11 protein-coding genes are annotated in these 13,649 nt (G+C 70.9%); 9 read left to right on the forward strand and 2 right to left on the reverse strand.

What is annotated here, in order from left to right; translation table 11 throughout:
• The first annotated feature begins 264 nt into the window (after positions 1-264).
• The 3 genes from ACFUN8_RS04535 (at position 265) to ACFUN8_RS04545 (ending at position 2,708) form a co-directional block, all read left to right on the forward strand.
• Entirely contained in the window at positions 265-924 is a 660-nt protein-coding gene (locus tag ACFUN8_RS04535) for a response regulator transcription factor (protein WP_356591140.1), read from the forward strand.
• A 188-nt stretch (positions 925-1,112) separates the two neighbouring features.
• Complete coding sequence (locus ACFUN8_RS04540; RefSeq protein ID WP_383631309.1) at positions 1,113-1,613, forward strand: pyridoxamine 5'-phosphate oxidase family protein; 501 nt, start codon at positions 1,113-1,115, stop codon at positions 1,611-1,613.
• A 45-nt stretch (positions 1,614-1,658) separates the two neighbouring features.
• The gene (locus tag ACFUN8_RS04545; protein WP_383631312.1) at positions 1,659-2,708 is read left to right on the forward strand and encodes a phosphotransferase; all 1,050 of its coding nucleotides are present in this window, start codon (positions 1,659-1,661) and stop codon (positions 2,706-2,708) included.
• 9 nt (positions 2,709-2,717) lie between these two features.
• On the opposite strand, the gene ACFUN8_RS04550 is transcribed toward ACFUN8_RS04545, so the two are convergent.
• Complete coding sequence (locus tag ACFUN8_RS04550; RefSeq protein ID WP_383631316.1) at positions 2,718-4,319, reverse strand: protein kinase; 1,602 nt, start codon at positions 4,317-4,319, stop codon at positions 2,718-2,720.
• A gap of 394 nt (positions 4,320-4,713) precedes the next feature.
• On the opposite strand from ACFUN8_RS04550, the gene ACFUN8_RS04555 reads away from it, so the two are divergent.
• The 6 genes from ACFUN8_RS04555 to ACFUN8_RS04580 all read left to right on the forward strand — a co-directional run bounded on the left by ACFUN8_RS04555 (position 4,714) and on the right by ACFUN8_RS04580 (position 12,460).
• Positions 4,714-6,339 carry a protein kinase gene (locus ACFUN8_RS04555; RefSeq protein WP_383631319.1) on the forward strand — a complete coding sequence of 542 codons (1,626 nt, stop codon included), beginning with the start codon at positions 4,714-4,716 and terminating at the stop codon, positions 6,337-6,339.
• Between the two features lie 166 nt (positions 6,340-6,505).
• A complete protein-coding gene (locus ACFUN8_RS04560; RefSeq protein WP_383631322.1) occupies positions 6,506-7,165 on the forward strand; it encodes a hypothetical protein in 660 nt (219 codons plus the stop codon).
• 159 nt (positions 7,166-7,324) lie between these two features.
• The gene (locus ACFUN8_RS04565) at positions 7,325-7,975 is read left to right on the forward strand and encodes a PadR family transcriptional regulator (protein WP_383631325.1); all 651 of its coding nucleotides are present in this window, start codon (positions 7,325-7,327) and stop codon (positions 7,973-7,975) included.
• Positions 7,976-8,083: 108 nt separating this feature from the next.
• A complete protein-coding gene (locus tag ACFUN8_RS04570; RefSeq protein ID WP_383631328.1) occupies positions 8,084-8,824 on the forward strand; it encodes an ABC transporter ATP-binding protein in 741 nt (246 codons plus the stop codon).
• Complete coding sequence (locus tag ACFUN8_RS04575) at positions 8,821-11,808, forward strand: FtsX-like permease family protein (RefSeq protein WP_383631331.1); 2,988 nt, start codon at positions 8,821-8,823, stop codon at positions 11,806-11,808. The genes ACFUN8_RS04570 and ACFUN8_RS04575 overlap by 4 nt, the downstream gene beginning before the upstream one ends.
• 97 nt (positions 11,809-11,905) lie before the next feature.
• A complete protein-coding gene (locus tag ACFUN8_RS04580; RefSeq protein WP_354607504.1) occupies positions 11,906-12,460 on the forward strand; it encodes a bacterial proteasome activator family protein in 555 nt (184 codons plus the stop codon).
• A 154-nt stretch (positions 12,461-12,614) separates the two neighbouring features.
• On the opposite strand, the gene ACFUN8_RS04585 is transcribed toward ACFUN8_RS04580, so the two are convergent.
• The gene (locus ACFUN8_RS04585) at positions 12,615-13,601 is read right to left on the reverse strand and encodes an NAD(P)H-quinone oxidoreductase (RefSeq protein ID WP_383631335.1); all 987 of its coding nucleotides are present in this window, start codon (positions 13,599-13,601) and stop codon (positions 12,615-12,617) included.
• Between the last annotated feature and the right edge of the window lie 48 nt (positions 13,602-13,649).

Below are 13,649 nucleotides of genomic sequence, written 5' to 3' on the forward strand. Positions count from 1 at the left end.
TTCCGGACGCGTGCACGGGGTGGGTGCGGCCCGGCCGGGACAGGCGTGACAAGGTGCCCCGGCGAGCGCCCTGTCACAGGCACGTTACCCAGTGAGTCGCATTCCTGCGAAACCCCTGTTGACCTGCAATTTTGCTTGGATTTCCAAGTAAATCGCCAAACTCGGGGACAACCACTGGTCACAGCCTTGCAGGCCGCCGGAACAACGGCACGTTATCCCGACGGCCCACGACGGGGATAGGGGGAAGTGTGTTTGACTGATCTCGTGCCTGAAAAGGGAAAAATCACCGTATTTCTGCTGGACGACCACGAGGTCGTCAGGCGGGGCGTGCATGAGCTGCTCGCCGTCGAGGACGACATCGAGGTCGTGGGCGAGGCCGGTACGGCCGCGGACGCGCTGACCCGGATCCCGGCGACCCGGCCCGACGTCGCGGTGCTGGACGTACGACTGCCGGACGGCAGCGGGGTCGAGGTCTGCCGCGAGATCCGGTCCAGGGACGAGGGCATCAAGTGTCTGATGCTCACCTCGTTCTCCGACGACGAGGCGCTGTTCGACGCGATCATGGCCGGTGCCTCGGGATACGTGCTCAAGGCCATCCGCGGCGACGAGCTGCTGACCGCCGTACGGGACGTGGCGGCCGGCCGGTCCCTGCTGGACCCGGTGGCGACGGCGCGGGTGCTCCAGCGGCTCCGCGAGGGCAACACCCCCAAGGGCGACGACAAGCTCGCGAACCTCACCGACCAGGAGCGCAAGATCCTGGATCTCATCGGCGAGGGACTGACCAACCGCGCGATCGGCGAGCGGCTGCATCTCGCCGAGAAGACGATCAAGAATTACGTCTCCAGCCTGCTGTCCAAACTGGGCATGGAGCGCCGCTCGCAGGCCGCCGCGTACGTGGCGAGAATCCAGGCCGAGCAGCGCTGAGAGGAGCCAGCCGAACCGGGCCGGGCAGTGCGGGGACGGGCCCGCCGAACCGGCCCCGGCGGCCCTGAAACCTGTCGAAGGGCCTCACCCTGCCCGGGTTCCCCGAAGGCCCGGCAGGGACCAAGGTCCCCTTCATCCGGGGCGGGCGGCTCTGTTCCGTGGACGATCGGTGACAGAGAGTGGATGGCATGTCCACCGATGATCTGCGCGCGATCGAGCTGCTCAACCGGGTCCGCTACGGACGGGTGGCCACGAGCATGCGGGCGATGCCCTTCGTGGCACCGGCCCGGCACATCGTCAAGGACGAGAGCGTCGTCCTGCGGATGCACCGGGGGATGGGCTACCACCGCGCGTGCAGCGGCAGCGTGGTCGCGTACGGCGCCGACAACTTCAACACCGGCGAGCCCGATCTCTGGTCGGTCCAGTTCACCGGCACCGCGAGCATGATCAGGCCGACGACGGACGAGCTGGCGCTCTTCGGCCCGGGTCCGCACCATGTCGACGGCGAGCCGTTCGAGCCCGTCTACATGAGCCTGACGCCGCAGTTCGTGACCGTGCACATCCTTGAGTACTCGACCGAGCGGTCGGCAGAGCCCGCGGCCGAGCAGTCCGGCGAGCACCCGGCCGAGCCCGCGGCCGAGCTGAGCGGGAGCGGAAGCGGACGGCGACACGATCGCCACGCTGCGTGATCTATCATCTGAAGGGTGCCGTGCTCATCTGCAACGACCGCGACGATGCCCTATGTCGCGACCGCTCCACCCGTGGTGGACCTGCCCTTCGGTCTCCTGCCTCTCGGTGACCTGCTCCGACGCTACGACTACGGCGGCGAACCACTGGCCTGCCGACCCGTCGCCCAGGGCCTGCTGAACCGGGGCTACCGGCTCACCACCACCCACGGCACCTACTTCCTCAAGCACCACCTCGACGGCGACCGCGAGTCCATCGCCCGCCAGCACCTGGCCACCCACCGGCTCCAGGCGCTGGGCGTCCCCGTCGTACCGCCCGTCCGGGACACCGAGGGCGGCACCGTCGCCGTGGTCGGCGGCCACTGCTACGCGCTGCACCCCTGGATCGACGGCCGCCACCGCACCGGCGCCCAGCTGACGCTCGCCGCGTCGCGGCATCTCGGGTCGCTCCTCGGAGCCGTACACACCTGTCTGGCACAGGTCATGGAGTCGGCGACGGACCGCTTCACGTACCAAGGCGCGTACGACAGCGCCGCCCCCGCCGACACCTTCGCGCTCATCGACGAGTTACTCGCGCTCGCCCGCGGACGCACCCCGGGCGACGGCTTCGACTCACTCGCCGAACACCGGCTGCGGGAGCGCCGCGCCCTCCTGGAGCGGCACGCCCACCACCGGCCGCCGGCGGCCGCCGAGACGGCCACCGGCTGGGTGCACGGCGACTTCCACCCGCTGAACCTGCTCTACCGGGGCACGGACCCCGTCGCGATCGTCGACTGGGACCGGCTGTCCGTCCAGCCCCGCGCCGAGGAGGCCGTCCGGGCGGCGGCGATCTTCTTCGTACGGCCGTCGGGGGAGCTGGACCTGCCGAAGGTACGGGCGTACGCGCGCGCCTACCGGCTCGTCTCCGGGGCCGACACCGCCGAACTGGCCGCCGCCGTCCACCGGGTGTGGTGGGAGCGGCTGAACGACTTCTGGATACTGCGCTGGCGCTACCAGCTGGACGACCGAAGGGCCGACCCGCAGTTCCCTGCGGTGTCGGCCCTGGCGGTGTGGTGGACGCGGCGGTACGAAGAGGTGTCGGACGCGTTCGCGGGGTGAGCGGAGCGGTCAGCCGCTGTCTCCGACGCCGGCCGCGGTGCCCTCGACGACCCCTTCGGCGTCGCCCCCGCCGCCCGGCTCTCCGGTGCTGCCCTCGGTGGTGCCCGTGTTGGTCCCGCCTTCCACCGTGCCCGGGTCGGACGTCGACGGGTCGCCGGACGGCTCCCCGTTCCCGCCTTCCGTCGTGCCCTCGGTGTCACCGGGATCGGTGGACGACGGCGGGTCCGTCGGCTTGTCCGACTCCGACGGCTTCTCGCTCGGGGTGTCGTCCGTCGGGTAGCCCGGCTGTTGATTGCCGCCCGTGGAGGTGTCCGTGTCGTCGTCGTCGGAGGGAGCGGACTCCTCGTCCGACTCCGACGGCTTGTCGCTCGGGGTGGTGGACGGGCTCTGCGAGGTCTTCGTGTCCTGCTTGTTGTCGTCGCCCGTGCCGGAGATGTTGTTCACCGCGTACGCGGCACCCGCCAGGATCGCGACCACGGCGAACAGCGCGAACAGCCACATCTTGCCGCGGCCGCCGCTCCCGTTGCCGTGGTGACCGCCGTCGTAACCGCCGTCGTTCGGGTTCTGCGGCGGCAGCAGCGGGCGCTGCGCGGTGTCGCCGTGCGGCGGGTGACCGAGCGCGGTCGTCGCGGCGACGCCCATCGCCGGGGTGCCGCCCTCGTGCATGTCGACGGGGCCGGTGTTCCAGGTGCCCGTGTGGCTGCCCTGCTGCTGGAGCATCTGCATGCCGTACTGGACGAGGCCGCGCATCTCCTCGGCGCTCTGGAACCGGTCGTCCGGGTCCTTCGCGAGCGAGCGCATGACCAGCCCGTCCAGCTCCGGCGGCACCACGTCCGAGACCTCGGACGGCGGGACGGGGATGTCCTGGACGTGCTGGTACACGACGGAGAGCGGCGTCTCGCCGGTGAACGGCGGGCGCAGCGACAGGAGTTCGTAGAGCAGACAGCCCGTGGCGTACAGGTCGGACCGGTGGTCGACGGCCTTGCCGAGCGCCTGCTCGGGGGAGAGGTACTGCGGCGTGCCCATGACCATGCCGGTCTGGGTCATCGTCGACTGTGCGCCGTGCAGGGCACGCGCGATGCCGAAGTCCATCACCTTGACCGCGCCGCTGTCCGTGATGATCACGTTCGCGGGCTTGATGTCGCGGTGCACGATGCCGTGCTGGTGCGAGTACGCGAGCGCTTCGAGCACACCGGAGACGATGATCAACGCCTGCTCCGGCGGCGGCGCCTCGGCGTTGAGCAGCAGATCGCGGATCGTGCGGCCCTCGACGAGTTCCATGACGATGTACGGGACGGTCTGGCCGCCCACGACATCCTCACCGGAGTCGTACACCGCGACCACAGCATGGTGGTTGAGACCGGCCACCGACTGTGCCTCACGGGTGAAGCGGGCCTTGGAGACCGGGTCCTCGGCGAGGTCGGACCGCAGCAGCTTGACGGCCACGGTGCGGCCGAGCCGGACGTCCTCCGCCGCGTACACCTCCGCCATACCGCCCCGGCCGAGGCGGTACGTCATCCGGTAGCGGCCGTCTCCGACCAGCCCGCCGACGCCCCATGAGTCAGCGGCATCAGGCACTCCGCCGCCGCCTGCTTCGGGTTCGGGTGCCATCAGTCCTCGCCGTCGTTTCTGTCCGCGTGCCGCCCGCGTGCGCGGGGTCGCGGTGGTGCACTGGGATGGATGGAAGATACGGGGTCCAGGAGCCGGTACGCATCCTGGCTGGTGCTGTGCCGGTCACGCTACAGGCTTCGCGCGGCACGCCAATTGCAGACGGACCGGCCATCAAACCCGCTACGGCGGCGCGCACGCAAATTCCATGCTTTTCCTGTAACGCTTCCGAGACTCTTGTTGTGCGTACGGTCACGGATCGGGCACCCGGCTTGACGTGTCACTGCCCTGCGGCAGACTTGGCCCGTAAATACGGGATCAGCGGGATCACGCGAGCACGGGTCAGCGCGGAACTACTGACATCACCGCGTCGCCGCGCCGAGGGGGAAGCACAGTCATGAGCCACGACGGCGCACAGGGCCGCTACGCGGGCGGTTCGGTCGCGGGCGGCCGGTACCAGCTTCGTGACCTGCTCGGCGAGGGCGGCATGGCGTCCGTCTACCTCGCGTACGACGCGGCGCTCGACCGGCAGGTCGCGATCAAGACGCTCCACACCGAACTCGGCCGGGAGCAGTCCTTCCGCGAGCGCTTCCGGCGCGAGGCGCAGGCCGTCGCGAAGCTGTCGCACACCAACATCGTCTCGGTCTTCGACACGGGTGAGGACGAGCTGGACGGCTCGCTCATGCCGTACATCGTCATGGAGTACGTGGAGGGGCAGCCGCTCGGCTCCGTGCTCCAGACGGACATCCAGCAGTACGGCGCGATGCCGGCCGACCGCGCGCTGAAGGTGACGGCGGACGTGCTCGCCGCGCTGGAGACCAGTCACGAGATGGGGCTGGTGCACCGCGACATCAAGCCCGGCAACGTGATGATGACCAAGCGCGGCGTCGTCAAGGTGATGGACTTCGGCATCGCGCGGGCCATGCAGTCCGGTGTCACGTCGATGACGCAGACCGGCATGGTCGTCGGAACGCCGCAGTACCTCTCCCCCGAACAGGCGCTGGGGCGCGGCGTCGACGCCCGCTCCGACCTGTACTCGGTCGGCATCATGCTCTTCCAACTGCTGACGGGCCGGCTGCCGTTCGAGGCGGACTCCCCGCTGGCGATCGCGTACGCGCACGTGCAGGAGGAGCCGGTCGCCCCCTCCTCCATCAACCGCTCGATCACGCCGGCGATGGACGCGCTCGTCGCGCGGGCGCTGAAGAAGAACCCGAACGAGCGGTTCCCGAGCGCCGCCGCGATGCGCGACGAGTGCGCGCGGGTGCTTCCGCAGGGCCACACCGGCGCGCCGGTGATCGTCCAGGGCGCCCCGTCGGCGAGCGGCTCGGGCGTGGGCTCGGCGGTCTTCCCGCCGGTGGACCAGGGCATGCCGGCGCCGCAGGGCGGCGTGCAGACGCCGTACCAGCCGGGCGCGTACGGCCCGCCGACACCGGCCATGCAGACCCCGAACCCGATGCAGACGCCCCCTCCGACCTACGGCTACCCGCCGCAGCCCAACCAGGGCTACCAGACCCCGGTGCCGTCGTACTCGATGTCGCCGCAGCAGCCGCCGATGGGACCGCACGGCGGCCAGGGCGGCGGCAACAGCGGCGGCGGCAAGCGGAACCTGCCGGTCGTCATCGGGTCGATCGTGGTCGCCATCGCGGCGATCGGCGGTCTGACCTTCGCGCTCACACAGGGCGGCGACGAGGGCGACGACCCGGACGCCAAGCCCAGCGGCTCCGCGGTCGCGGGCCACCGGCCGCCGGAGCGCAACCGGACCATCGACAAGGAGAAGTGCGCGGACGCGTACGAGGACGGGGTGGACCCGACCAAGGTCCAGGCACCCGATCTGCGCTACAAGGACATCCTCTCCGTCAAGGAGTGCCTGCGGTCGGCGGGGTGGACGTGGACGGAGACCCAGGTCAACGACCCCACGCAGGCGCAGGACATCGTGGTCGACCAGTTCCCGCGCCAGGGCTCGGCAGTGCTGCCCAAGGACCAGGAGTTCGAGCTCAAGATCTCCACGGGCAACCCGGAGTAGCCGACGGCCTGGGGTGGCCTACCGCCGGGCGGTGACCGACAGCCCGCGGTGACGGGCGCCCCGAAGCCGTGCGCGCGGCCGACCGTGAGCGCGGGAGTGTACGGCGGCCGTGAGGGTCGGCCGTCGCCGAGATGCCGCTTCTGTCACCACATGTGACGCTGAGTCGGTGATGTCACGGCTCCACGCACGGCTCCCCACCCCTCGCGCGATCGCAGTCGCGGTCGCGGTCACGCTCGCCTCTCTGTTGTTCGCCGCGCCCCTCGCGTACGCCGAGGAGCGTGAGCCGCCGCGCGCCGACCCGTCGCGTTCGCCGAGTGCCACCTCCTCGCTGGCCGGGAACCAGGCCGGGCAGGGGCGGCCCCGGCCGGGGCGGACGACGGCGAGCCCCGAGGCGTCCGAGTCGGGGGCCGTCGACGAGCCCGGGGACGGCACGTACGCGCCGACTTCGCCGAGCACGAGCGGAAGGCCCTCGTCCGGTTCCGCTTCGCCGTCGCCCAGCCGGTCCGCGTCGGGCTCCGCCGAGCCCGAGACCGACAAGAAGAAGGACCCGAGGACGGAGCGCGAGCGGGAGCGGGACCGCCGGGACGAGGGTGACGACGAGGGCGCCGGGGACGACGACGTAGACCTGTCGGACGACTCGGAAGCCTCGGCGGACGCGCCCTTTTCACCCCGTACGCCCCCTCAGGACGCCAACGCGCAGGAGCAGAACAGCCAGGCCGTCTCCCAGCCGGCCGCCCGCGCCGTCCCCGCACTGACCCTCGGCATCGGGATGGCGCTCATGGGGCTCGGTATCGGTTTTCTGGGCGTACGGCTCCGTCGACACTGACTCCGAACGCCCCGTACGCACCCCTGCGTACCGCCCCTGAGCTGCAGCTTTGTCACCCTCGTACATCTCGCGTCGCCCTTACCTCCTCCTTACGACTGACGCGTGACGTCCCCCTCAGGGCCCTTGCCGTCGGCCCCATACTCGGTATACATACTGAGTATGTCGATCCGCCACGGCCTTCTGGCCCTCCTCGAACCGGGACCGCGCTACGGCTCTCAGCTCCGTACGGAGTTCGAGTCCCGCACCGGTGCCACCTGGCCCCTGAACGTCGGCCAGGTCTACACGACGCTGGGCCGTCTGGAGCGCGACGGCATGGTCGTCCAGGACGGTGAGGACGAAGCCGGCCACGCGCTGTACGTGATCACGGACGCCGGTCGCGAGGAGCTGCGGAACTGGTTCCGGTCACCGGTCGACCGGCGCAGTCCGCCGCGCGACGAACTCGCCATAAAGCTCGCGATGGCCGTCGGCGCACCCGGGATCGACATCCGGGAAGTGATCCAGTCCCAGCGCCACCACACGGTGCAGGCGATGCAGGACTACACCCGTCTCAAGGCCCAGGCCACCGACGTCTCGCCGGAGAACCGCGACGACGTGGCGTGGCTGCTCGTCCTCGAACAGCTCATCTTCCAGACCGAGGCCGAGGCGCGCTGGCTCGACCACTGCGAGGCGAGGCTCGTCCGGCTCTCGCTGATGGCCGCGGAGAAGGAGAAGAAGCAGCGGAGGGACGAGAAGGAGGGCGGCGCACCGTCGCCGGGGGAGAAGCCCGCGCGCGCCTCCCGGGCCGGCCTCGGCCGCTCCAAGCGCCGCTGACGCCTCATCTCCCCGCACCGCCCGTCCGCCTCGTAGACACGCACCGCCCCAGACCTACGCACCACCCCACACCTACGCACCAGATCCGTTCTCAAGGGGGATCCACCCATGCCTGACCAGGCACCGCATCCTGTGCTCCAGCTCAAGGACCTGACCCGCGTCCACGGCAGTGGCGCCACCGAGGTCCACGCCCTGCGCGGGATCAACCTCGACGTCTTCCCCGGCGAACTCGTCGCCGTCATGGGCCCGTCCGGCTCGGGCAAGTCCACGCTGCTCACCATCGCCGGCGGCCTCGACACCCCCACGTCGGGCCAGGTGATCGTCGAGAACACCGACCTCACCACCGCCGGCCGCAAGCAGATAGCCGCGCTGCGCCGCCGCAGCATCGGCTACGTCTTCCAGGACTACAACCTCATACCGGCCCTCACCGCCGCCGAGAACGTCGCCCTCCCCCGCGAACTCGACGGCACTTCCGCCCGCAAGGCCCGCGGCGAGGCCGTCGCCGCGCTGCGCGAGATGGACCTCGACCACCTCGCCGACCGCTTCCCGGACGAGCTGTCCGGCGGCCAGCAGCAGCGCGTGGCCATCGCCCGCGCGCTCGTCGGCGACCGCCGTCTCGTCCTCGCCGACGAACCCACCGGCGCCCTCGACTCCGAGACCGGTGAGTCCGTGCTCGCCCTGCTGCGCAGCCGCTGCGACGCGGGCGCGGCCGGCGTCCTGGTCACGCACGAGCCGCGCTTCGCGGCCTGGGCGGACCGCGTGGTCTTCCTCCGGGACGGCGCGGTCGTCGACCAGACGATCCGCAGCCAGGCCGACTCGCTCCTCACGGGCCAGGCGGCCGAACGGTGAAGAACTGGTACCACTCCTGGCGCGCCGCGATCCGCATAGCCCGCCGTGACGCCTGGCGCTTCAAGGGACGCAGCTTCCTCGTCCTCGCCATGCTCGCCCTGCCGATCGTCGGTGTGAGCGCCGCCGATCTGACGGTGCGCAGCTCGACACTCTCCACCGCCCAGACGCTCGACCGCGATCTGGGGAACGCCGACGCCCGGATCCAGGACCCGCGACTCGGCGGCGTCCCGATCATGCAGAACGTCAAGGGCGACAACTACCAGCCGGTCAAGGACTACGACGACGAGCCGTGGCCCGAAGGCGAGACGGACATCGCGGCGACCCTCCCGGCCGACGCGAACACCCTCGTCGACTCGGAGGGCATGGCCAAGCTCAAGACCACCCACGGCCTGCTCAACACCTCCGTCCGGGAGCTGAAGGCGGCGGACCCGCTGGCCGAGGGGATCATGGTCCTCGACCGCGGCCGGTTCCCCCGGCAGCCCGACGAGGTCGCCGCGACCACCGAATTCCTGGAGAGCAGCGGTCTGCGCGTCGGTTCGGAACTGACGGCACGCGGACTCGACCGCACCTACCGGATCGTCGGCGCGTACGAGCTGCCCAGCTCCCTGGAGACCCCTCAGGTCAACGCCCTTCCCGGCGCCCTGCTGGCTCCGCTGGACAAGGCGCTGGCCGCGGCCGAGCTGCCCGGCACGGAGACGACCAGCACCTATCTGGCGGCCGTCCCCGGCGACGCCGGTTTCACGTGGAACATGGTCGAGAAGTCCAACGCCAAGGGCGCCACGGTCGTCTCGCGTGCGGTCATGCTCAACCCCCCGCCGGACTCGGACGTGCCGCTGTACGAGAAGGAGGGCATGTCGTCGCAGAACATGGGCGGCTCCGACAACGCCACCGAGCTGGCCATCCTGAGCACCGTCGTCGGCCTCGTGATGCTGGAGATCTGCCTGCTGGCAGGCCCCGCGTTCGCCGTCGGCGCCCGCCGATCCCGCCGCCAGCTCGGCCTGGTCGGCGCCAACGGTGGCGACAGGCACCACATCAGGGCCATCGTCCTGAGCGGCGGTCTGGTGATCGGTGTGGTCGCCGCCGTGGTCGGTACGGTGCTGGGCGTCGGCCTGACCTTCGCACTCCGGCCGGTCCTGGAGAACTACCTGGGGCAGCGCTTCGGGGACTTCGACGTACGGCCGCTGGAACTGATCGGGATCGCGCTGCTCGCGGTCGTCACCGGCCTGCTGGCCGCGATCGTGCCCGCCGTGACCGCGTCCCGGCAGACGGTCGTCGCCTCGCTCACCGGGCGCCGCGGCATCCGGAAGTCCAGCCGGGTGCTGCCGATCCTCGGCCTGACCGCCGTCGTACTCGGCGCGGGCATCGCGCTGTACGGCTCGGCGGTCTCCGACCAGGCCGCGATCGTCGGCGGCGGCAGCGCGCTCGCCGAGCTGGGTGTGGTGGCGCTGACACCCGCCCTGGTGGGCCTCTTCGGCCGGATCGGCCGCTGGCTGCCGCTCTCACCGCGGCTCGCGCTGCGGGACGCCGTACGGAACAGGGGGCGTACGGCTCCGGCGGTGGCGGCGGTGCTGGCGGCCGTCGCGGGCACGGTGGCCGTGGCGACGTACACGGCCAGCTCGGACGCCCAGGCCAAGGCCGGGTACGAGGCTCAACTGCCGTACGGCACGGTCGCGATCCTGTCCCCGGAGTCCGCGGTGGATGTCCCGTCGATGCGGGACGACGTGCAGAAGCTGCTGCCGACCGACGTGCGGGCCGATGTGGACCGGGTCGTGGTCGGCAAGAAGAACTGCTCCGCCTACGGGGGCGGCGACGACTGCGGACGGTACGAGATCGTCCTGCCCGAGGGGCACGAGTGCCCGCTGTGGTCGTACGACAGCTCGGGCGAGGACCCCGCCGCGAAGTTCTCCAAGGCCGAGCGGCGCAAGCTCGCCAAGGACTGGCGCTGCAGCCAGGACGATTACGGGCTCGGCAACTCCGGCGGCGAGATCCTGGTCGGTGACGACAAGCTGCTCAAGGTACTGAAGATCAACAATCCGGACGCGAGCGAGGCGCTGGCGAACGGGCGGGCGGTCTCCTTCATCAGCAGGAACATCAACCCCGCCGGCGCCGACGGCAAGGACGCCGACGGCAAGAGCGGCGACGAAAAGGCCAAGGGCGGGGCGCGCGGCGGCGTGGTGTCCGCCAAGGACGCCGCGGCTCCCAGGGCCGGGGCGGACGGCACGATCGGGATCCGCGTCATCTCCGCCGACCAGCTGAGCGAGGCGGACGCCGCGAGCTCGAAGGGCGAGGAGCCGCCGGGCACCGTCACATCCATCCCCGCCCACCAGTTCTCCGGCAGCCAGAAGGCGTACGGCGTCACGATGATCGTGCCCCCGGACGTGGCCGCGAAGGCGGGCTTCACGACCGTCCCGTTCGGTTCCTTCTTCACGACCGAGCGGCTGCCGAGCGACGCGCAGGAGCAGAAGCTCAACGGCGAGCTGGCCAAGACGGGCAGCGATTCCATGCTGACCATCGAGAAGGGCTTCACCCCCGAGAACGACACCACGCTGCTGGCACTCGCCGTCTTCGCGGGGCTGATCACCATCGGTGCCGCCGGTATCGCCACGGGCCTCGCCCAGGCGGACGCCGAGCCCGACCTCAAGACGCTCGCCGCCGTCGGGGCGCCGCCCAGGGTCCGCAAGGCCCTGAGCGGGTTCCAGTGCGGGGTGGTGGCCGCGATGGGTGTCGTGCTCGGTTCGGCGTCGGGGATATTGCCCGCCATCGGGCTTCGCTTCACCGAACGCCGCGCCGAGGAGTCGATGTACGCGCGGATGCTGGACGAGGGATGGTCCGGCGGACAGGAGGCCACGGCACCGTTCGTGCCCGTGGTCATCCCGTGGGAGACGCTGGGCCTGCTGCTCGTCGTGGTCCCGCTCGGCGCGGCGGTACTGGCCGCGGTGGTCACCCGCTCGCGAGGCGCGCTGGCGCGCCGGGCGGCGATCTGACACCGGCCGGATCGGGCGGACGGGGCCTGTGGGAGAGCGGATCGCTCTCCCACAGGCCCCACCGCGCGTCCGCACCCAGGTGCGAGACAATGAACATATGGAAATGCCGAGGAACGAACGGTCGCAGGAGAGCAACCCCCATGTCCTCGTGGTGGGACAGGACGGGATGGCGCTCGGCGGCGGACACGGGGACGACGAGCCGCGCGAGATCCCGGTGACGGAGATGGTCGAACAGCCGGCGAAGGTCATGCGCATCGGCAGCATGATCAAGCAGTTGCTCGAAGAAGTACGGGCGGCTCCTCTGGACGAGGCGAGCAGGGTACGGCTCAAGGAGATCCACGCCGGTTCGGTCAAGGAGTTGGAGGACGGGCTCGCCCCCGAGCTCGTCGACGAGTTGGAGCGGCTCTCGCTCCCCTTCACCGACGAGGCCATTCCCTCGGAAGCCGAACTGCGCATCGCACAGGCCCAGTTGGTGGGCTGGCTGGAAGGTCTGTTCCACGGGATCCAGACGGCGCTGTTCGCCCAGCAGATGGCGGCGCGGGCACAGTTGGAGCAGATGCGCCGGGCGCTGCCGCCCGGTGCGTCGCACGAGGACGAGGACGGCGAGGATCCCGGCGGTCACGGCGCGATCCGCTCGGGGCCGTATCTCTGAAGTCTCTGAGGTCTCTGAAGTCTCCGACGGTCTGACGGGCTGACGGGAATCTCAGACGCGTGACGGGCCCGGTCGACGCGGTCGTCCCCACGTCGCGGTACTTCTCGTACGCGACGGGGCCGGGGGGCGACCCCCGGCCCCGGCCGTGTTCCCGCTACGGGCGCCGCAGCAGGATCTTGCCGATGTGTTCGCCCGCCTCCAGCGCGCGATGCGCCTCGGCCGCGTCCGACATCGGGAACGTACGGTCCACGATGGGCCGCACCTGCCCGGCGCCGATCAGCGGCCAGACATGCTCCCGTACGGCGGCGACGATCGACGCCTTCTCGCCGAGCGGGCGTCCGCGCAGCGAAGTCGCCGTGATCGCGGCGCGCTTGCCCAGCAGGGCGGCCAGGTTGAGTTCACCCTTCACGCCGCCCTGGAGACCGATGACGGCGAGCCGCCCGTTGACGGCCAGGGCCTTCACATTGCGGTCGAGATATTTCGCGCCGACGATGTCGAGAATGACGTCCGCGCCCGCCCCGTCCGTGGCCTTCTTCAACTCCTCGACGAAGTCCTGCTCCCGGTAGTCGATCAGGATGTCCGCGCCCAACTCGGCGCAGCGCGCCAGCTTCTCGGGGCCGCCCGCCGTGACGGCGACCCGCGCGCCGACCGACTTCGCGAGCTGGATCGCCATCGTGCCGATACCGCTCGCGCCGCCGTGCGCCAACAGCGTCTCGCCGGGCCGCAGATGGGCGATCATGAAGACGTTCGACCAGACGGTGCAGGTCACTTCGGGAAGTACGGCGGCCGTCGCCAGGTCCAGGCCGTCGGGTACGGGGAGCAGCTGGCCCACGGGCACGGCGACCTTCTCCGCGTAACCGCCGCCCGAGAGCAGGGCGCACACCTCGTCGCCGACCGACCAGCCCGACGCCTCGGTGCCGGGGCCGAGCGCGGCGACGCGGCCCGCGCACTCCAGACCGGGGTACGGGGAGGAGCCGGGCGGCGGATCGTAGAAGCCCTGGCGTTGCAGCAGATCGGCGCGGTTGACCGCGCTCGCCACGACGTCGACGAGGACTTCGCCCTCGGCGGGTACGGGATCGGGCACTTCGGCCCAGACGAGCGCCTCGGGGCCACCGGGTTCCGGAATCGTGATCGCATACATGGTCGGGAGGCTACCCCCCGGCCCTGTCCGCAGTACCGATACCGGGCC

Source organism: Streptomyces sp. NPDC057307 (genome assembly GCF_042667665.1).
Lineage (GTDB): Bacteria > Actinomycetota > Actinomycetes > Streptomycetales > Streptomycetaceae > Streptomyces.